This is a genomic window from Antarctobacter albus, assembly GCF_900101505.1.
Lineage (GTDB): Bacteria > Pseudomonadota > Alphaproteobacteria > Rhodobacterales > Rhodobacteraceae > Antarctobacter > Antarctobacter albus.
The window spans coordinates 1-19,074 of sequence record NZ_FMZI01000030.1 but is presented as its reverse complement, the minus strand read 5'-3'; the positions used below and the strand labels follow the sequence as shown (position 1 = coordinate 19,074).

Here is a 19,074-nt window from a genome sequence, read left to right as displayed (position 1 = left end):
TCTGCGCATCGCTCAACCAGAAAAGATCAGACATGTTCACCGCTCGTTTTCGAACGGTGAATCATGCTCGCCCAACCAAATCAATGCGTCCTGACCCTAGGTGACCTACTTGAACTGGAAGAAAAGTATGGCGGCTTGCTGCAGGACGAGATGCGCCGACGGAAGGCGCTTGGCTGACAAGAATCCTGACAGCTATCGCTGGAGGGCACATGCAGAGCCGCATCGCAGTGCTCTTCCCATGGAACGTCATTGCCAACGTGTAATCGGAGGAACACTGGCTACGGAAAGCTTCAGCTCTCCGGCACCCCGAAAAGCGCACCCGGGTTCAGAATCCCAAAGGGATCAAGCTGCCTTTTCAGCGTGTGCATGACCGCCATTTCTTCGCGGCTGCGGCTATGAGTGATCCATCGCACTTTCAGACGGCCAACTCCATGTTCCGCGGTCACCGCGCCATTCCAGTCACTGAGCAGCTCGTAAATGGCGGTCTCGATCCTTTCCTCTGCTTCGGCACTGCCGTCATGGGCAACCAGTAGATGCACATTTCCGTCTGCGACGTGACCGACCTTCAGCGTCCCCGCCGCGTCCTGAAGACCCTCAAGCAAGTCATCAGCAGACTCGCAAAACTTCCCGAGTTCTGACGGAGCAACAGCGATGTCGAAGTTGATGTGGGGGCCAAAGTCCGGGTCGACGTCGCCGACGGCCTCGCGGATCCTCCACAAGGATTGAGTTTCCGCCAGAGATTTGGCAAGTACGCCGTCTTCGGCAAAGCCGTTTTCGAACAGTTCGGCGAAGAAGGTCTCCAGGGCGTCTTCTCCATTCGCATGATCGGTTTCGACTTCGATCAGCACATAGAAACCATGTTGCCCGCTGATTGCTGCCTCGGCGAGACTGGTTCGCCGGCACACGAAATCCCAATAGTCCGGCCACATGCCTTCAAAGGCGCAGATCCGCGACCCGAACCACCTGCGGGCGACGGCCAGGCAGGATAGCGCCGCGGCGTGATCCGGAACGGCGATCAGTGCCAGCGCACTGTCGGGAACGTTCTGGCGCAATTGCAGCACCGCGCGTGTCACGACGCCCAGTGTGCCTTCGGACCCGATCAGGAGGTGCTTCAGATCGAGACCGGAATTGTCCTTCATCGTCTTGCCAAGGCGGGAAAGGATGGTGCCATCCGCCAGCACCGCTTCTAGCCCCAGCACGTTCTGCCGGGTCATACCGTGCTGCAGCACACGGATGCCCCCCGCATTGGTGGCGATCGTTCCGCCGATCGTGGCAGTGCCCCGCGCGCCGATGTCGACCGGATAATCGAGCCCGGCTTCGCGGGCCGTGGTCTGAACTGTCTCCAGTGGCGTACCGGCCCAAACCGTCATCGTCATGCCCTGGCGGTCAAGTTCGATCACCCCGGTCATGCGTTCTGTCGACAGAACCACGGCGCCTGCCGGGCTGCTGGCGCCGCCGGACAGGCCGGTTCGGCCGCCTTGAGGCACCACGGCGATGCGATGGCGTGTACAAATCCTCAGCGCCTGCGCCACTTCTTCGGTGTTCGCTGGCCGCAGCACTGCAAGGGGGCGTGCCCCGATCAGACCTGACTGGTCCGATGCGTATCGGTCGCAATCGGCCGGTTCAGTCAGAACGGCCTTCGTGCCGAGCGCCGCTGCAAGTTCCGTCAGACCGGATGCGCAATCGGCGTCGAGTTGTATGCCAGCCTTCTTCATCTATGATGCGCTCCTTGTAAGATTCCTGCCGGACTCAGAGTGCCCGCCATGTCGTCCACCAAGATCCTCAGCCGCTTGCCCGGGCTTCGTCATTTCGTCGAGGTCGCGCGGCTGGGCTCGTTTCGGGCGGCGGCCGAAAAGCTGCATGTGGCGCCTTCGGCGGTCAGCAAGCAGATCAAGAACCTCGAGTTGAGCCTCGAAGTGGAGCTTTTCAGCCGGGATCGTGGGCGTAAGGGGCTGGAACTGACAGAGGCCGGGGAAATCCTGCTTTATCGATGTGCCTCCGTGCTCAACGAACTCAGCATCGCGACTGACGAGATCGGCCAGTTGCAGGGGTTGCAGCGTGGCCATCTGCGGTTGGGGGTCAACGAGGTGCTGGCCTCGGATCTCCTGCCCGGCATTTTGCGGGACATGAACCGAAATCATCCGAACCTGATGTTCACGATTTTCGTCGAGAACACTCCGGAAATCCTCAGGCGGATGCACGAGGGCGACATTGACATCGCGTTGGGTTACAACTTCCCGTCTTCCCCCGATCTCGAGACGCTGGCGACCTTGCACAGGCGCACCTACGTGATCACCGCGATGGATCACCCGATGGCGCGGATGCGTAGAATCCGGTTGGAAGACATTTCTGGCGAAAGGTTCATCTTTCCCCATCACTCCATCGCGCTGCACCAGATGTTGCAGGACGCTCTGGTGCGCAACAATGTCGATGTTCGGGAGGTGCTGAACACCAACAGCTTTACTCTCCTGCGCCAGATGGTCGAGGACGGCATGGGGATCAGCATCGTCATCGGACGCTTCCTCCAATACAAGCGTGAGAACATCGCCTTCATCGAGCTGGAGAACCCGTCGTTCGTCAGCAAGCCCCTGTCGTGTTGTCGTTTGGCGGGGCGCACTCCGACGGCGTCTTCGGTGGCCTTTGCGGCGGCAATCAAGACGGTCTTCGCGCAATACGGCGGGTGATCCGGTCATCGCTCGTCCAGTGGTGAGCGGTTGTAGTTCTTGTAGATCAGGTAGCGCGACGGCTCTCGTCCCAGTGCCCCGAACCATTGGGGCACATGCGGGCCCATCCAGATCGCGTCGCCCGCCCCCACGGGATACCAGCGGTCGTCAAGCCGGTAGACGCCGCCCCCGTCCAGCATGAGCAAGCCGTGTTCCATGAAATGCGTCTCGACATATGCGAGCGAGGCGCCCGGGTGGAAGTTCATGATGTTGAACTCGCCATCGAAGGCAGGGTCGGTGGGCAGCATCTTCTGCACGATCAGCCAGTCATCCCCGCGCAGGGCTGTGCCCTCGATCCCGTCGACAGAGCCGAACACGGGGGCAGGGATGTCTCCCCGCGCCAGGAACTGCCATTCGAACAGGACAAAGCGCGTGTCAGGAGATGCGGACAGCAAGGCATCGTAAGCCGGCGGGAGGAAGGCATAGCCTTCCGGGCCCAACGTGTTGCCATCGGCAAAGGTCAGGGCACCATCGAGAACGAAGACAAAGCGCGCTACGCCCTCTGCGGCGGATCCGATGTCTGTCAGCCCTGCCTCGGCGCGGACAAGGGCCATCGCGAACTTGGCGCCCATGTCGGGACTGATGAGAAAGGCTAGCTCGGCGCCCGGCCAATCCGGCTGGGTAATCCATTCATGGCTTTCCGGGGTGAGCAGGGCGTGATTGCGACGGATGTCGGAACGGGTCTGGCCAAAGTTGGGGGTCATCGGGGTTCTCCGGTCGGGCGCATGGCCGCGTAGGTCAGTATCAGGTCGCGTAGCAGCGCTTTGCGGCGTGCCAGCGGCGAAACGAGGATGTGTTCTTGCGGCGAATGCCAGTCGTTTCCGACCGCGCCCAGGCCATCCAGCGTGGGCACGCCGACGGCGCAGGTGAAATTGCCGTCGCTCCCGCCTCCGGACCGGGTCTCGATCATCGGTGCGTCGAGCCCTGCGTTGATTTCGGCGGCCCGTGTGAACATGGCAAGGGTTGCCGGCGTGCGGGCAAGGCAGGGCTTCTCGATCTCTCCCGACAGAGTGATCGTCACGTCGGGGTCGGTTGCGGTCAGCCCACGCAAGCGCGTCTCCACTGCCTGCCCGAGCGTGTCATCGGCAAAGCGCACGTCGATGTCGCATGCGGCATGACCCGCAACCACGTTCGGCTCGGTTCCGCCGCGCACACGTCCCACGTTCACCGTGGTTTCGGTCTCGAGGTCGGTCAGGCTTTCCAGCCTGCCGATGGTGCGGGCCATTTCCAGGATGGCCGAGCGCCCGTCTGCAAAGGCGGAACCTGCGTGGCTTTCGCGTCCGTGAAAGTCCAGCGTGTACTTGGCCCGGCCCTTGCGAAAGGTGATCGCCTCGTCGCCGCGTGCCGGTTCCGGGATCAGCGCCGCGCCGTGTTTCCGGGCCTCGGCCTGGATCAGTCCGTGCGAGGTGGGCGAGCCGATCTCCTCGTCTGAATTGTAGATCAGGGTGACCGGGCCGGGCAGGGCGGTGCCGCTCTCCACGATGTCGCGCATCGCGCAAAGCGCGAGATATCCGCCCCCTTTCATGTCGGCGATGCCTGGGCCGTATTGCCGGTCGCCGTCGCGTCGGATCTCTACCGTGCCGGGGGCGCAAACCGTGTCGATATGACTGGTCACCAGAACGCCGGGGCCGTCCCCACCGGAAAAGCGGGCAACGAGGTGGTCACCCATGCCATCGCGGCCGGGAATGCGGTCGATCTCACAGCCGAGCGGCTCCAGCTCGCTGGCGATCAGGTCGATGAGCGACGATATGGTTTCGACCGAGCCGGTGGGCGTGTCGATCTCGACCCAGCGCAGCAGGCCGCTCAGGATGTTTTCGCTATCCAGTGTCATCGTTCAGCTCAGGCTGTCCGCGTAGTCCTGCCAGATCGAAGGCGCGAGCCTGAGATGGGTCGCGGCGGGGTAGTGCGCCTCCCAGTGCTCTGCGATTTCGGCGCCGGTGACTGCCCAGACGCCGGGGTGCGCCAAAGCATCGCGCAGGAAGCTTGCGAGGTTCTCAAAGCGGTGGCCCCAGCCGGACCGGGCGGGGGAGACGCAGAGGTTGAAGTAGCGACCGCGCCGGTATTGCGCGCGGAACTCTGCCTGCCAGTTGCGCAGCAGCGCCGCGGGCCGTTCCAGCCCGGTGCCTTCGCGGGGGAACATCAGGAAGAAGGTGTCGTCGAAATGATAGTAGTAGGGCAGGGCGAGCAGTGCCTCGGCCTTGCCAGCATCGGTGACCCAGTAATAGGGGGCGTCGTCCGCCAGCCCGTTACCGATATAGGCGTAGCCTTGTGCTTTCATCAGGGCGGCGGTGTCATCCGTTGCACATCCGGTGGCGGCGCGATCATCGGGGCGCGATAGGGCGAACCAGCCCTTCGGTGCGGTCCCGGTGACGCGGGTCAGGATCTCTGTGGCGCGCTCCATGTGCGCCGCTTCCTGACCGGGCGCCAGAGTTGCGGGGTCCTCGCCCAAAAGCCCTTGGGCGGCGATCTCATGACCCTGATCCAGGATGCGCGCAATCACGTCGGGGTAAGCCTCGGCGACGAGGGCCGGGGTGGCGAAGGTGGCGCGGATGCCCAGTTCGGCGAAAAGCCTCAGAAAGGCGTCCAGCCCCTCGTTCAGACCGAAGTGCCAGGTCGGATAGGCAAGGTCCTTGGCGGTGATGCCCCTGGCCGTTCCGGCGGGATTCAGATTGACCGTCAGGCCAAGCGCCATCTGTTGCCCTTGGGGCCAGACCACGTCGCCATCGCGGATGCCGATTTCGTCGGAGGTGGTGTAGTTGTCTTTCCAGGGCATGGGTTACTCCGACTGGTCTTTCAGGGGGTGCTGGGCAAGCACGTGCTGGGCGAGTTCGTCGCACGTGGGGAACCAGACACCGGGCAGGGTTTTCATCCGCTGGATCAGACGTTGGATCATGTCGACCCGCATGGCGTGGCCCGAGACGAATGGGTGCAGCAGGAAGTTGACGTAGCCGCCCTGCCTGTACTGCTGTTCAAAGGCGTTCCACCAGATCTCGAACACCTCGTCCACGTCCATGACACGCTGCGCCTGGTTCGGCGTGTCGAGCCAGCCGAAGCTGAAAAACATCGCATCGTCCAGCGCGTAGTGGAAAGGCAGTTGCAGGATCGGGTTCCTGCCCTCGGCGTCCAATTCGTAGAAGGGCATGTAACTGGCGGAGGTGAAGGAATTGTAGACCACGCCCTTGGATTTCAGCAGGCCCGGGGTGTGGCTGGAGCGGGTGCCGGTAACAGGTTTTCCGGCGATGGCTGACAGTGCGGCAAGCGTGCGGGACAGATGGGCGTCTTCGATGGCCGGGTCGGCATAGACTTCGTGTTCCCACATATGGTCGGCCAACTCGTGGCCGCACGCGACGACATGGTGCAGCACATCGGGGTAAAGCTCGCAGATGCGCCCGGGTGTGAAGAGCGTGACCTTCACCTCCTCCTCGTCGAACATCTCCATGATCCGCCAGACACCAACCCGACCGCCGAACTCGCCCTTGGCCCTCTGGCCCCAGGGTTCGTTCAGCAAGCGCCGCAGCAGCATGGCGTCGAAATCGAGCGTGAAATTGACGGCGATCTTGACGCCTTCGGGGTATGCGAAATCCGGGATGGGTATCCGCCGGCGACGCTGAAAACGCGCGGCATCGACAAGGCTCTGGAACGCATCGGGAGGGGTGGTTTGGTTCATTCTGCACTCCGGAGTTGAGAGGTTTCTGCGCGGGGCAGGCCAGCGCGGTACTGGATCACGGCTTCGACGGCCTTCAGCCCGGCGATCACGGGGTTTACGACGGGAACGCCGGTGGTTTGCGCGAGCCGTTCCGGCAGGTTCGGGGTAAAGGAAAGGGCAAAGCAGCCCAGCACCAGCACATCGGCGCCCTGGGCCACGCAAGCACGGGCGCGGTCGATGACGGTGGGCATGTGGCTTTCGGGGTCGCGGTTGAGATCGGCCACCGAGCAGCCCACCGTGACCTCGGAGACGAAACTTCCCTCGACGCCGATGCCGCGGATCCGGCGACGCAGGCCGGGGGGTGTCGGGTCGGATGACAGGACGGAAAAACGCTCGCCCAATTGCACGGCGGCCAGAATGCCAGCCTCACCCGGACCGATGACGGGTAGGCCGGAGACCTCGGACAGCGCGTCGACACCGGGATCGCTGAAGCAACCGATCAGGACCGCCTCGATACCCGCACCTGCCCATGTGGCGGCGGAGTCGCGCAGGGCCGGAAAGACCAATGCGGCGTCGGAGGCGGATTCGATCGCGGCCGGTCCCGTTTCGGGCGAGGCGATGTCTACCTGCAGAGAGGGCGCCCATGCCTGCATCATCCGCTGCCTGCGCGCCACGACCTCTGGTCCCCGGGTCAGGTGCAACGGGCTGGCGAGCTGGTACAGGACGCGCGGGCGCGCGGGTATGCTGTCCGACGGATCGGGCATCGGGAGAACTTTCTGTTGTGGCCGACTGAAACCGGGTCAGAAGGCGCGTTGCAGGCCGACGAGTTTCTGAACAATCGCCACGCCCAGGATCGACAAGAGGATCGACAGGGTGGCGGCGGCGGCCGCAGTGGGCTTGAACTCGTAAGTCAGGAAATCAAACAGGGCGAGCGGAAGTGTGTTCCCGCCCAGCGGCTTGAGAAGCAGCGAGATGGTGTAGAGATCGAAACTGTTGATGAAGGCAAAGATCCCGCCCATCGCCAGTCCCGGCATCACCAATGGCAGGATCACCAGGCGGAAGGTTTGCCACCCCGTCGCGCCCAGGCTGGCCGAGGCCTCTTCCAACGACGCGGGCACCTGCCGCATGGCGGCGGCAATGGAGACATAGGCATAGGGAAAGGACATCAGGATATGGCCCATCTGCAGGCCGACCACGGTCTTGCCCAGTTCGATCTTGTAGAGGAAGAACAGCAAGCCCACAGCCGTCAGCAGTTCGGGCACCAGCAGCGGCAGGGTCATGCCCAGCTGGAACCAGCCCGACAACCGGCCAGAGATCGCCTGTCCCGCCAGCGCGGCCATCATGGCGACGGTCATGGTGACCACCGCAGTGATCGCGCCGATACGCAGCGACATCAGCAGTCCGTCGACGAGGTCCTGGCGCTCGAAAAACTCGAAATACCATTTCAGGGACAGACCCTGCGGCGGAAAGTCGATCAGCAGTCCGCCGGTAAAGGACGCGCCGACGATCATGACCAGCGGGGCCATCAGAAAGACGTAAAGCAAGATGATCAGGATGCCAAAGGCGATGTTGACGGGCCTCTGGTGGCTGAAGGCGGAAGTTGCGTCACTCATGCCTTGGACCTTTCCATCAGTTTCGCAGTCAGTGCGGTGAAGATCGCAACGACAATGACGGTCGAGAGGGAGAGCACGATCGCGAGGGCCGAGCCGAAGGGCCATTGGAAGGTGCCCGTCAGTTCCCCAATGATGAGGGTCGGCATGTAGCTGACCATCTGCCCACCCAGCAGCGCAGGCGTCACAAAGGCGGCGACGGCCAGGACATAGACGAGGATGACCCCCGGATAGATTCCGGGAAAGCTGAGCGGCAGGATGATGTCCCGAAACACGTCGCGGCGGCTGGCGCCCATGGAGGTCGATGCCTCGATCAGGGTGGGCGAGATGTTGCGCAAGGCATTGTTGATCGGCAGCACCATGAAGGGAACGAAGACGTGGACCAGGGCCAGAATTACCAACCCCTGGGTGAACAGCAGCCGCAGTGGACGCTCGATGATGCCCAGGGCCATCAGTGTCTCATTCAGCGGGCCGTTGAGAGCGGCCACGATCATCCAGCCGAAATTGCGGACCAGCACGCCGGTCATCAGCGGGGAGGCGATGCAGGCGTAGAGGAAGACGGCTTTCATTCCCTTGGCTTTCGACATGTGCCAAGCGATCGGGTAGCTGACCAGAAGGCAGAGTACCGTCACCGTGGCCGCGGTCAAAAGCGAGCGCACAAGGACACCCCAGTAGTAGGCATCGCCGAAGATACGGCTGTAGTGTGCCAGGGTGTAATCCTCGCCGAAAGGCTCGGACGTTCCGGTTGTGCGAAAACTCATCTCGGCCATGTTCGTGATAGGAAGGATCATGAACACGAAGATCAGGGCGATGGCGGGGACCGCCAGAAGTAGCCTGGGCTTGGGCAGTCTCATGGCGCGACCTTGGGCATCAACCAGGCGTGGCTGCGGTCGATTGCGATGCCGACCGCATCGCCAGTGGTGACTTGCGTGTTGGGTTCGGCTGACAGTTTCAGGATGCTGTCATCGGGCAGGGTGATCTCGCAGTGCAGCGCAGCCCCAAGAAAGGCCGATTTCGTCACCGTGCCCCGGAAGGTGCCGGACTCCGGCATGGTCAGCTCCAGGGCTTCGGGGCGCAGCAGCAGTTCGGCGGGGGCGCCGGAGGCGATCCCGGGCACGCCACCCAGTTCAAGTGTCGTGCCGGCGACGGCGATGGCATAGCGGCCGTCACCTTGTGGCGTGACATCGGTGCAGGAAAGGAAATTCGCCTCGCCCGTGAAATCGGCGACGTAGCGTTCAGTCGGTTTCTGGTAGATCTCGCGCGGGGTGGCGAACTGCGCCACGCGGCCCGCCTTCATCACCGCGACCATGTCCGACATGGCCATAGCCTCGGATTGGTCGTGGGTGACGTAGAATGCGGTAATCCCGGATTGTTGCTGCAGGTCGCGGATCAGCCATCGGACCTCGTCGCGCAACCGGGCGTCAAGGTTTGCCAGCGGTTCGTCCAGCAGAAGCAATTTGGGTTTGAGTACCAGTGCGCGGGCCAAGGCCACACGTTGCTGTTGTCCGCCCGAGATTTCCCGCGGGAGGCGGTCACTCAGACCGTCAAGGCGCACGAGGTCCATCACTTCGTTGACGCGGCTGGTCAGTTCGGACTTCGACACCTTCTGGAGTTTTAGCCCGTAGCCGATATTCTCGGCTACGGTCATATGCGGAAACAGGGCGTAGTTCTGAAAGACCACGCCAAATCCGCGACGGTTGGCAGGGGTCGAGAGGATGGATTCTCCCGCTACCGTGATTTCCCCACCGTTGGGTTCGAGGAAGCCCGCAAGACACCGAAGCGTGGTGCTCTTGCCGCATCCCGAAGGCCCAAGCAGCGTCACCAGCTGGCCGGATTCGGCCTTGAGTGACACGCCGTCGAGCGCAAGAAAATTGTGGTACCGCTTGCGCAGATCCCTGACTTCAACCGTCGCCATAACTCAGATCGTCCGTTCCCAGAGGTCGTTCAAGCCTGGCATGATGGCAAGAGTCTCGTCCCAGTCAAACCGGATCGCCTGGCTGACCACTTCGGGTTGCAGCGGCCATTTCTGCAGTTCCTTGGGCAGTTCCACGGTCTTGTTCGTCGGGGCAATGAGCCAGTTCTCTGCCATCCAGAGTTGGATTTCGGGAGACAGGACAAAGTTGATGTAGTCGAAGCCCAGTTGCTTGTCGGGGTGGTTCTTGAAGACCGAGAAGGAGTGATCGAAGACCAGCATGCCTTCTTCGGGCACGACGTAGTCGATCGGCACGCCCTGTTCCTGCATGGTCTTGACTTCGCCCAGGTCGATCGGTGCAACCGAGATTTGGCCCTGGGTGAGAAGCGGGGTCAGCTGCGCCGAGTAACCGATCTGCGGGAACGGCGAGAGTTCCTTGAACTTCGCAACTGCGGTTTCGACGTCGTCACGTCCCGAGCCGAAGTGCTCGCCCGCCCACATGGCCATCATGGTCGCGGCGGAGTTGGTGATCTTGTACAGGCCCAACTGCCCCTTGAAACGGTCATCCCAGAGGTCGGCCCAGCCCTTCGGCGGCTCGGACACAAGGTCGGTGCGGTAGGCGATGACCAGCGGCGCCAGCATGCCGGTGACCGCAGTGTTGCCCTTCAGGATCGCGGGTTCGATCACGTCGGCCATGTTCGGCACGTTCTCCGGCGTCAGCACGGCGAAGTAGTCGTCGTTGCGGATCATCGCGGTGTATTTTTCGTTCAGCATGACGGCGGGGAACGGCGGGTTCTCCGGGCCGGCCGCGCGGAAGCTCGAGATCCAGGCCATGCCGAGCCCGATGTCCAGGTCGAAATCGCGGCCAATCTGTTCTGCGAATTTCGGCATCACATGCTGGCGCCAGTCGTGTTCCCAGCGGCCGCCGAACATGTTGACGATAAAGGTGTCGGACTGCGCAAACGCGGGCAGGCCGACGGCGCCGAGAGTGGCGGCACCGACGGAGGTCTTTAGAAAGTTTCGACGGGAAAGTGTCATTCGTGGTCTCCTGTTGGGGTTGGCGTTCATTCTCGATTGCGGAGCTGCCGGGGGAGGAGCCAGCATGCCCCTTGTGGCCCGCCATTGGTGAGGACGGGATCTCGTGGGCGGCTACATCTCGATTTTCTCAGGGTCGAGCCGAAGGTCGATCAGCATGGGACGGTCCCGTGTCGCGATGGCGGCACAGGCCGCATCCAGGCTTTGCATGTCTTCGACCCGGATCGCATTCAGCCCCAGGGCCGTTGCGGCGGCCACAAAGTCTATCCTGGCGATCATCGAGAGGCCGGGTTTCATCTTTCTGTTGGTGAACTGGACATGCTCTGCGCCATAGCTGCCGTCGTTGCAGATGATTGCGACGAGGTCGACGTTTTCCTGCACCGCCGTGATCAACTCGCTGAGACCGGAGAGCGCGAAGCCTCCGTCGCCGGCAACGAGAACTGTGGGTCGGTCATCTATTGCTGTCGCGGTCCCAATGGCCTGACCCATGGCGCAGCCGATGGCACCAAAGTGCGAGGTGTACACAAGGTCCTGCGGGCGTGTGACCGGCATGTTACGCCAAACTGTTGTGACGAAACGCCCAAGGTCCGCCACCAGAACGCGGTCCTGCGGCAATGCTTGGTGCAGGCGGCGCAGGGCGGGAACCATGTCAACGGTGCCATTCGTCGTGACAGAGGGCGCGGGTAGCTGGGCAAAGTTTTCGGCCTCGCCTTGCAGCCGCGCAGCGAGATCGGCGTCACATGCGCCCGATCCCGGGATCTCTGCCATGTCGAGCAACTCAGTGATGGCATCGGCCGTGCCGGCGATGTCGCCGATCAGCCGCAATGTCGGATCATCCAGACGCGGGTTCTCTTCGACATCGGGAAGAACTTGAACAACCCGCTTGCCCTTGGTGTAGGCACGTTCTTCCGTGGTGTGCTTGCTCAGGCTCGCGCCGAAGGCGACTATGCAGTCCGACTGCATTATGACCTCGGTTGCGGTCGGGTGGCTCAGGCCACCGCAGATGCCCAGGTCGAATGGCTCTCCGCGGAAAAGCCCCTGGGCTTTCAGCGTGGTGGCCACTGGAGCTTCGATCCGGGCAGCCAGTCTCAGCAAGGCAGAACGGGCCTCGGAACCGATAGCGCCGCGGCCGGCCAGGATCAAAGGGCGGCGAGCGGAAGCCAGCATGCCGGCCGCTTCTTCCAACGCCCCGCCCGAGGCAGGCGCGGTGGCAAAATCGAGAACGGGTGTCACTTTCTCCCCGCCTGGGACGGTTGCCCACTGCAGGTCTACCCGCATGTTGAAGACGACCGGGCACCGGCGATGCGCTGCGATCCGAAACGCACGGTCAAGGTCCTGTATTGCGGTCTCGGGACGGCGCATCTCGACGAAAACCGCTCCTGTAGCTGCGACGACCTCACGCTGATCTATCTTCTGCAGGTGCTGCAGGTCGCCCGGAGGAGTGTCGCCGCAGAGCAGTACGAGCGGAATGCCGCCGCGCGCAGCCTCGGCCAATGCGGTGGATACATTCGTGAGTGCCGGGCCGTGGGTGATCGTGGCGACCCCGGTGCGCCCAGTGGTCTGGGCAAAACCGATCGCGGCGAGAACCGCGTTCGCTTCGTGCGTGCAAGGCACGTAGCGGCCCAGTCCGGCATCGACATATGAATCCACCATGAACAAGTTCGCATCTCCGACAAGACCGTAAAGATGGGTCACGCCGTGACCCACGATGGCCTGCGCGAGTCGCTGATGCAGCTTCATGGGTTGGACCGTGTCTTTCATGATGTGCCGTTCGAAGTTGCCGCTTGATACCTGTCTAATACTTGCCTCCATTTGGTGAAAAAAGATCATTATAGGAATGAGTATGGTTCCAAAAAGTGTTCTGCATGTTGCTGCAGTGTCGTTGGTTTCTTCTTTTCTGGAACTGAAAGGCGGGGCTGTTGTAGAGCATCGCTTGCGGATCAAAGCCGCAGATGACGCAATACCCGATGCTATCAAACCGTTCGAAAATGATTTTTCGTCAAAACGTTACGGAGAGTAATCCGTCCGAGGTCGCCGAAAGCCACCATAGATGAGCACAGCCTTCACCCCCTCTATTCGAACAGAGGGGGCGAAGGACTTCGGACTATGCCGGTGACGCGTTGCATCAAGGATGCCGGCTGCAGAGATAAGTGCAATGGCGCGCCTCTGGGGGGCCGGAAAAGGCTGTGGGTCCTGGGACCAGTCGAAGTCCTAGGGTTGCCCCGGTCCTCAAAGGGGATGCCTCGGGGCGCCGGCACTGTCCGGAGAACAAACCTGCCGTTTTCGTCTTGCTGCCGGTGTAGGGCCTGCCCGCTACCTGCGCGATCCTTGCGTCAACCCTGCCTGACCCTTCCCTCGGCCTTACCTCTGCCCTGCGCAGACGGGCAAACGGCCTGCATATCCCTTCCGCGCGGCAGGGGCGGGGGGATCAATCGAAAGCTCGGATGAAGCAAAATCAAAGACTTAAGTAAAACCCTCGTTGCGACGTCCTTGCCCTGCCATCCAAGTACTTTTCAGCGTGAAAGTGAGAGAAAAACTCGCTCAGCTATGGCGTTGTGCCACAAGCTCTAGGCCGCTCACCAGCGCGCGTTCGGCCATAGCGGACAGCATGAAGGATCGCCTCCAGCGACGCGTATAGCCAGCCTGGCGCGTAACCAAGACTGTGTAGAGAGATCAGCGGTACGAAAGCCGAGAAGAACCGGCAGTATGCATAGCGCCAGATAGCCTAGCAGCCATGATATGGGCAGGCCGACCGGCGCGGTGAGAACTGGATTGTCAATCCGCGGTTTCGTCGGGTTTGGCCACCGGCGGCGCGCTCGTTTGTGGGGCCTGAACTTGAGGCTTGAAGCTGCCGAATTTCCGGACAAGAGGCCGCTTCTTGGCGGGCGTGCTCAGGAATTCCTTGAGGTCCAGTTGCTTTTTGGGAACGGAATAACCCATGTATATATCCTTATGTCGATGCAGGTTGCCCGCACCGGGACATTTGGAAAATGCTGTACGGGTCGGGATCATCGCACGGCCGCTGAGGCCTACGCGATCAGGTCTTGCCAGAGCCGTCGCGGGCTTCGCGGGCAGCCTTGAGGTGGGCCGTCTTGTCAGCGCGGGCCTGAGCTTCTTCGTCGAGAACGCGCTTGGCGTTCGCGGTCGTCTTGTCGATTTGGGTGACCGGCTCGGCGGTCTTTGCCTTGGAGGCGGAAACGCTGGGGGCCAGAGGCGTCCCACCGTTCCCGTCCCGAGCTGGAACACCCGCGAGCAGGTCTTCCAGCGTCGGCTTCATGCGAGCGCCAGGTTGCTGGCGGATTCGCGACCGTCACGTCCGGTTTCGATATCGAACGTCACGGCTTGGCCGTCTTCGATACGGCTGATGCCGGCCCGTTCGACGGCAGAAATATGCAGGAAGATGTCCTTGCTGCCCTGTTCCGGCTGAATGAAGCCGAAGCCTTTGGTGGTGTTGAACCATTTCACGGTGCCATTGGCCATATCCGTGGTCTCCTATTGAAATGCTGCCCGCATGATCGCGACAGCCCGGCAAAGTCGATCCAAGTCGATCAACCGGAACCGGGTCAGCGGCGACAGCATTCGAAGAGAAGAAACATTGGCCTGTTGTAAATGGGGTGTCCGACAGCAAAGCACAAGGGTGGTGTTGGTCGCGAGCAAAGAAAGATGTGCCTCAGGCTTCTGGCGCAACGCTGCTCTGTAGCAGGTCGGTTCCGACGCGAGAGATTTCAGTCGAATTGTCCGCATCGCCGCGCACATCGACGGTGACGTCGAGTCCAAGGAAATCCGCATAGGTGCCGTGAAAACTGCCGGACACGGGCGAAATCTGATGGATGTTGCGCGCCACCGCGACAGCAATCAGGTTGGCCGAGCCGACGGATCTGTTCGTCGGGTCAAAGGCGATCCATCCAGCGCCGGGCACAAAAACTTCGACCCAGGCGTGAGTGGCGCCTGCATCCGTCGTGCCGACTTTTTCGGCGGACGGGTTGTACAGATAACCCGAGACCAGCCTTGCCCCGAAGCCCAAGAGCCGGACGGCCTCGGCAAACAGAACGGCGATATCACGGCAGGTCCCCCAGCCCCGATCGAGGGTTTCGAGCGGCCCCTGCGTTCCCTCGGTCTCGCGGCCTTGATAACGGATCTGCGCGGCGATGGCATTGCTGATGTCCTTCAGCAGAGCCAGCGTATCTGTGGGTTGCGGCGCGACAAACGGGTCGACCCAGCCACGCAGGCGCTTGAACTGATCCCAGTATTGCGGTTGTGCGAGAGGGCCAAGGTCCGTCAGCTCATCCGGTGAATAGGTGAAGGGAAACTGCATGGCCGAGGTGGCGATCGGGAAAACCGGCCAGACCGGCGCATGCAACTCGACTACCATCCTTGCCGTGATGTCAAGTTCGCGCGCCGGCGACCGGAAAAGCGCAGTGGCGACGGCATTGCCGGCCACATCGTGCGACCAGTCGAGGACGGGCGCGGGCCGGATCCCGAGATCGAAAGAGACAAGGCTGAGATCCCGTGTCTCGCGTGGGCGCAGCATAAGTTGATGCCGACCCAAGGTGATGTCGCGACAAAACGTGTAGCGGGTTTTGTGGATGATCGACAGGCGGGTCATGGACTTCGCTACGCTGATCGCCCGCTACGACGGCGCCCTGTCGAAACGCCTTCCGGCACCGAGCCGCGCCAGGCTATCGATCCCTTGCAGCGCGGACAGATGCGCTCGCCAAAGCCTGCACTCGGAAAGGTCTTGCGGCAGCATAGACAGATACGATCGGCTGCGATGTCCGCCTTTGCGCGTGGGTGGGAATTGCCTTGAAGTGTGTTGATCTCGTCGCTCATTCGCCGATCCCCGGTCGCGGACTTCCCGGACAGGGGCCAGACCCATCGTCGACAGGCGCGCGTTGCGGGATGGTTTGCGCCATTTGCGCCGCGCGGGACCAGTACAGATGGCGGAGATCGGCTTCCGAAACGCCGTCCGCCGTCATGACGAGGTGGATCATCGGGTCGGCCAGCATCTGATCGAGAAAGGCGACAGGTTGGAAACCGCCCGTGCCGATGCTTTCACCAAAGCCGGGAAGATCGAACGGGTTGTCAAAGAAAAAGGTCGGGGTGGTCGGTTGTGTCATGGAAACACTCCTTGATTTCTGAGGAAACACGCGCGACACGGCCTGTCGCGTTGGACAGACCGGCGCGTGCTGCGGAAGGTCTACGGCGCGGGTCGCATGGCGTATTGCCAGCGTGTCGCCCAAGTCAGTTGGCCGGGTGTTTATGCCCGGTTGTCCTCGCCGTCGCTTTGGACATCGCGGGTCCAGACTTCGAAGCCCGACAACGTGCCCGGCCCAAAGATTTGCGTGAGCGGCACGTCTGCCGCGTCACGCCCGCGCGCCACGAGGATACGACCGGTGCGGCGTGTGTTGTTGCGCGGATCGAAAACCCACCATTGGCCGTCCAGGAACACCTCCATCCAGGCGGCGAAATCATCGTCCGCATGGGGCAACGGTTCTCCGATCTCGCTGATATATCCGGTACAGTAGCGCGCCGGGATGTTCATGCACCGACAAAAGGCGATGGCCAGATGGGTGAAGTCGCGGCAGACTCCATAGCCGCCCGCAAGCGTCTGGGCCGCCGTCCGCGTGGCATCCGCCCGCATGTAGTCGAAGGTGATCGTGGAGTGGACGTAGTCACAGATCGCCTGCACGCGCGCCCATCCGGGCGCCGTGTGTTCAAACAGCGCCCAGGCCCGTTCCGACAGCAGGTCCGTATCGCAATACCGGCTGCCCAACAGAAAGACGAGCGTCTCGAAGGGCAGGTCCTGCACCGCATGTTGTCTTGCATCCGGCTTGAACGGATCTGGCAGCCCCGCATCGCGAAAGATCCCGTCAGTCGTCAACGTGAACTCGCCCGCAGGCGCCACCAGCCGCGTACACCAGTTGCCGAACCCGTCGCGATAGCTTTCCAGCGGCACGCTTGGCTCGGTCACGAGGTAGTCCGCCCGCTCTAGATCGCCAAAGCGCGAGTAGTGCGCGTTCAGGATCGCGATCATCGGTGTCGGCTGGGTCAATGTATGGCTGATGCGGCAGCCGATATGCATCCGCAGTCCGGGCGTGTATGTGGCGGCTGGTCTCCAGCGCTGGTCATCGCTCAAGGGCGCAAACTCCATTCTTCGAGGTAAACTCCTTGTCGCAGCGCCATCGAGTTCCCGAGCGATCGAGATGTGCATTCTCAGGCAGCGTGATCGCGATAAAGGCCGTGTCGCTGGGCGCGTAGCCGCGCAGGCAAGACCAGCCCGGACCATAAGACCGGCCCGTGGCGTAGGCGTTGGCAGGAAGGGTCAGCTTGACGCAGGCGCCGTCGGCCAGCTGAAAGCCAAGGTCGCAGGTCCAGCCATCGCCGTAGCTGCGCGTCGTGGCATGTGCCGGAACTGGGCCGGTGCCAACCTGTGCAAGCGCAGGTCCCGCCAACAGGACAACGGCAACGATTTGGCCAAACACACGGGCCAAGCCGGGCCTCATCCCTTGTCGACCTCGCCGGTGTCGGGCGCGTCGAGATCGATGGCGGCAAGGCAAGCCTGCGCGATATCGCGATCCGGCCCGTCAGCGCCGGGCACGGTGGCCCAGCCCGCCTCCATCAGGGCATCACGCTGTTGATAGCGCGACGCGGTGCGGATCGTTTCGATCTTTGCCAGGCGTTGCGGATCGTTGCGCGCCATGTCGAGACAGACCGGAACCATCGCCGTGGTCAGAGTTTGCTGGGATAAGTCTTCGGCCCTGTCCTGTGCCGTGCCGCCAGTTACCCAGCCGCCCCAGGAAAAACCGACGATGGCAAGGGCCGCAGCGCCGAGCAGGGCGCCGTAGACACCCGGCTTTAACCAATCGGGAGTGGTCATTTGAAATCCTCCCGCGGAGAAAGCGCCGCGTCGCTTTGTGATGCCGAAACAGGTCATCAAACGACTGCCGCACGCAAAAACGCACGGCAGTCGTGTGACGCACGTGCGGCGGCAGGAATACGGCCTGAACCCGATTCTTCCGGATCTTCACCGTACGCATAGATGTCATGAGAGCTGCGCCGCGCGATGCGGCAAAGCCTATTTGGCTCACCACCTTGTAGAGTATTTCTTTACATAAAACAAGTCGTAGCTCGGCCTCTCGAAGGCCGAGCTATGATGCGTTGCTTTGGCTGGGTTGCCGGAACCCTTGGCGTGTGTTGAGTCTTTTTGGCTGCTGCGCCGAATTTCCTGCACCTACATCTCGTCCGCAGCGACCCAAGGGCAAGTCCAAACGCAAAACCGCCTTTCGTGATCGTGCAGGACAACCTGCGATCGGAAATCCTGAAAAGCCGTGTACTGGATGGATGGGTGGACAACCCGAACGCCTGGGTGTGGGAACATGTCGGGACGGTTCACACCGTTCAGGGCCGTGAAGCCGGGGTCGTGTTCTTCGTTCTGGGCGCGCAGATGTCTTCGCAAAACGGAGCGCGGGCCTGGGTTGGCGGAAGGCCAAACTTGGTCAACGTGGCCGTTACCCGCGCAAAAGCTTCCTTGTACGTGATTGGCAATAGGCAGCTTTGGAAATCTGCAGGCGTGTTCTCTGTGTTGAACCGGTATCTTCCCGACGGCGGAAACCTCGGATCGCCGGAATAAACGAAATCTGGCCGTGGATCACTCAGAACTTCAACAACCGTGAAATTGCGGGAGCCGCTTGGGTCGTTTTGATTCTTGGCCTTGTGTCGATAAAGAAAGACGTGCGCAAATCGTTGTTAGGGGTCGTCCGAGCGATAGCGGACAGAAGATTATGATTATCTTAGAATCGTTTGCCGGTTGGATCGGCTTTCTTGCATGGTCTGGGAGTAGGATCGGGATTTGGACATCCAGTCAAATTGCGCCGACGGCTGTCTGGTACTTTGTCGGCGGCCTGCCATTGTTGTTACGCGCATTCGAAGCCAAAGAGGGAACAGAACATTTTCGCGGATATGCCACAGCCGTTCTCAGCGGGACGACTTTGATCGAGTTCATATATGTTGCGAAGACGTTTAGGGTCAGGACTCGTTCTCTCTCAAAGCCAGGAGATTACGGTCGCAGCAAGTGCGATTGCTGAGAAGAAGGTTCGTGGGCAGCGGTCATAACGGGTCGCAACCCTCCTCCAGTCCTTGAGCCTGCCG

The 19,074-nt window shown here is 61.8% G+C and carries 22 protein-coding genes and 1 pseudogene; 3 read left to right on the top strand and 20 right to left on the bottom strand.

Annotated elements, in window-relative coordinates; all coding sequences use genetic code 11:
* Positions 1 to 290 precede the first annotated feature (290 nt).
* Positions 291 to 1,715, bottom strand: a complete 1,425-nt coding sequence (locus BLQ71_RS25555) for an FAD-binding oxidoreductase (protein WP_074623751.1) — start codon at positions 1,713 to 1,715, stop codon at positions 291 to 293.
* 48 nt (positions 1,716 to 1,763) lie between these two features.
* On the opposite strand from BLQ71_RS25555, the gene BLQ71_RS25550 reads away from it, so the two are divergent.
* Complete coding sequence (locus tag BLQ71_RS25550; protein ID WP_043144781.1) at positions 1,764 to 2,684, top strand: LysR family transcriptional regulator; 921 nt, start codon at positions 1,764 to 1,766, stop codon at positions 2,682 to 2,684.
* A 5-nt stretch (positions 2,685 to 2,689) separates the two neighbouring features.
* Here the strand turns inward: BLQ71_RS25550 and allE are convergent, their stop codons facing one another.
* The 10 genes from allE to BLQ71_RS25500 all read right to left on the bottom strand — a co-directional run bounded on the left by allE (position 2,690) and on the right by BLQ71_RS25500 (position 12,687).
* Positions 2,690 to 3,427 (bottom strand): (S)-ureidoglycine aminohydrolase, encoded by a 738-nt coding sequence (gene allE, locus BLQ71_RS25545; protein WP_074623750.1) that lies wholly within the window; start codon positions 3,425 to 3,427, stop codon positions 2,690 to 2,692.
* Positions 3,424 to 4,554, bottom strand: coding sequence for a M20 family metallopeptidase (locus BLQ71_RS25540; RefSeq protein ID WP_074623749.1), 1,131 nt, complete (start codon positions 4,552 to 4,554; stop codon positions 3,424 to 3,426). The genes allE and BLQ71_RS25540 overlap by 4 nt, the downstream gene beginning before the upstream one ends.
* A 3-nt stretch (positions 4,555 to 4,557) precedes the next feature.
* On the bottom strand, positions 4,558 to 5,496 hold the full coding sequence (locus BLQ71_RS25535; RefSeq protein ID WP_074623748.1) for a polysaccharide deacetylase family protein: 939 nt from the start codon (positions 5,494 to 5,496) through the stop codon (positions 4,558 to 4,560).
* 3 nt (positions 5,497 to 5,499) lie between these two features.
* Positions 5,500 to 6,390, bottom strand: a complete 891-nt coding sequence (locus BLQ71_RS25530) for a polysaccharide deacetylase family protein (protein WP_074623747.1) — start codon at positions 6,388 to 6,390, stop codon at positions 5,500 to 5,502.
* Complete coding sequence (locus BLQ71_RS25525; protein ID WP_074623746.1) at positions 6,387 to 7,133, bottom strand: aspartate/glutamate racemase family protein; 747 nt, start codon at positions 7,131 to 7,133, stop codon at positions 6,387 to 6,389. Before BLQ71_RS25525 ends, BLQ71_RS25530 begins: the two co-directional genes overlap by 4 nt.
* 36 nt (positions 7,134 to 7,169) lie before the next feature.
* Entirely contained in the window at positions 7,170 to 7,982 is an 813-nt protein-coding gene (locus BLQ71_RS25520; RefSeq protein WP_043144787.1) for an ABC transporter permease, read from the bottom strand.
* Positions 7,979 to 8,833, bottom strand: coding sequence for an ABC transporter permease (locus BLQ71_RS25515; RefSeq protein ID WP_043144788.1), 855 nt, complete (start codon positions 8,831 to 8,833; stop codon positions 7,979 to 7,981). Before BLQ71_RS25515 ends, BLQ71_RS25520 begins: the two co-directional genes overlap by 4 nt.
* Positions 8,830 to 9,894 (bottom strand): ABC transporter ATP-binding protein, encoded by a 1,065-nt coding sequence (locus BLQ71_RS25510; protein WP_074623745.1) that lies wholly within the window; start codon positions 9,892 to 9,894, stop codon positions 8,830 to 8,832. Before BLQ71_RS25510 ends, BLQ71_RS25515 begins: the two co-directional genes overlap by 4 nt.
* 3 nt (positions 9,895 to 9,897) lie before the next feature.
* On the bottom strand, positions 9,898 to 10,929 hold the full coding sequence (locus BLQ71_RS25505) for an extracellular solute-binding protein (protein WP_074623744.1): 1,032 nt from the start codon (positions 10,927 to 10,929) through the stop codon (positions 9,898 to 9,900).
* A 111-nt stretch (positions 10,930 to 11,040) separates the two neighbouring features.
* Positions 11,041 to 12,687: a thiamine pyrophosphate-binding protein gene (locus BLQ71_RS25500; protein ID WP_074623753.1), complete on the bottom strand. Its 1,647-nt coding sequence runs from the start codon at positions 12,685 to 12,687 to the stop codon at positions 11,041 to 11,043.
* Between the two features lie 76 nt (positions 12,688 to 12,763).
* Here BLQ71_RS25500 and BLQ71_RS26215 point away from each other — a divergent pair, with 76 nt between their 5' ends.
* Positions 12,764 to 12,946: a hypothetical protein gene (locus tag BLQ71_RS26215; protein ID WP_133066208.1), complete on the top strand. Its 183-nt coding sequence runs from the start codon at positions 12,764 to 12,766 to the stop codon at positions 12,944 to 12,946.
* A 755-nt stretch (positions 12,947 to 13,701) separates the two neighbouring features.
* Here BLQ71_RS26215 and BLQ71_RS26550 read toward each other — a convergent pair.
* The 8 genes from BLQ71_RS26550 to BLQ71_RS25465 form a co-directional block, all read right to left on the bottom strand.
* Positions 13,702 to 13,866 carry a hypothetical protein gene (locus BLQ71_RS26550; RefSeq protein WP_162846295.1) on the bottom strand — a complete coding sequence of 55 codons (165 nt, stop codon included), beginning with the start codon at positions 13,864 to 13,866 and terminating at the stop codon, positions 13,702 to 13,704.
* A gap of 97 nt (positions 13,867 to 13,963) precedes the next feature.
* Positions 13,964 to 14,203: a hypothetical protein gene (locus BLQ71_RS25495; RefSeq protein WP_074623743.1), complete on the bottom strand. Its 240-nt coding sequence runs from the start codon at positions 14,201 to 14,203 to the stop codon at positions 13,964 to 13,966.
* A complete protein-coding gene (locus BLQ71_RS25490; RefSeq protein ID WP_043144792.1) occupies positions 14,200 to 14,406 on the bottom strand; it encodes a cold-shock protein in 207 nt (68 codons plus the stop codon). The genes BLQ71_RS25495 and BLQ71_RS25490 overlap by 4 nt, the downstream gene beginning before the upstream one ends.
* 190 nt (positions 14,407 to 14,596) lie before the next feature.
* Complete coding sequence (locus tag BLQ71_RS25485) at positions 14,597 to 15,532, bottom strand: transglutaminase family protein (protein ID WP_074623742.1); 936 nt, start codon at positions 15,530 to 15,532, stop codon at positions 14,597 to 14,599.
* Between the two features lie 220 nt (positions 15,533 to 15,752).
* Positions 15,753 to 16,043, bottom strand: coding sequence for a hypothetical protein (locus BLQ71_RS26935; RefSeq protein WP_074623741.1), 291 nt, complete (start codon positions 16,041 to 16,043; stop codon positions 15,753 to 15,755).
* A 140-nt stretch (positions 16,044 to 16,183) separates the two neighbouring features.
* Positions 16,184 to 17,014, bottom strand: a complete 831-nt coding sequence (locus tag BLQ71_RS25475) for a transglutaminase-like domain-containing protein (protein ID WP_074623752.1) — start codon at positions 17,012 to 17,014, stop codon at positions 16,184 to 16,186.
* Between the two features lie 37 nt (positions 17,015 to 17,051).
* On the bottom strand, positions 17,052 to 17,417 hold the full coding sequence (locus BLQ71_RS25470; RefSeq protein ID WP_074623740.1) for a hypothetical protein: 366 nt from the start codon (positions 17,415 to 17,417) through the stop codon (positions 17,052 to 17,054).
* 8 nt (positions 17,418 to 17,425) lie between these two features.
* Positions 17,426 to 17,803 carry a hypothetical protein gene (locus BLQ71_RS25465; RefSeq protein ID WP_074623739.1) on the bottom strand — a complete coding sequence of 126 codons (378 nt, stop codon included), beginning with the start codon at positions 17,801 to 17,803 and terminating at the stop codon, positions 17,426 to 17,428.
* A 408-nt stretch (positions 17,804 to 18,211) separates the two neighbouring features.
* On the opposite strand from BLQ71_RS25465, the gene BLQ71_RS25460 reads away from it, so the two are divergent.
* Positions 18,212 to 18,556: an AAA domain-containing protein gene (locus BLQ71_RS25460; RefSeq protein ID WP_229754971.1), complete on the top strand. Its 345-nt coding sequence runs from the start codon at positions 18,212 to 18,214 to the stop codon at positions 18,554 to 18,556.
* Between the two features lie 412 nt (positions 18,557 to 18,968).
* On the opposite strand, the pseudogene BLQ71_RS26205 reads toward BLQ71_RS25460, so the two are convergent.
* A pseudogene (locus BLQ71_RS26205) lies at positions 18,969 to 19,074 on the bottom strand (IS5/IS1182 family transposase); the annotation flags it as partial.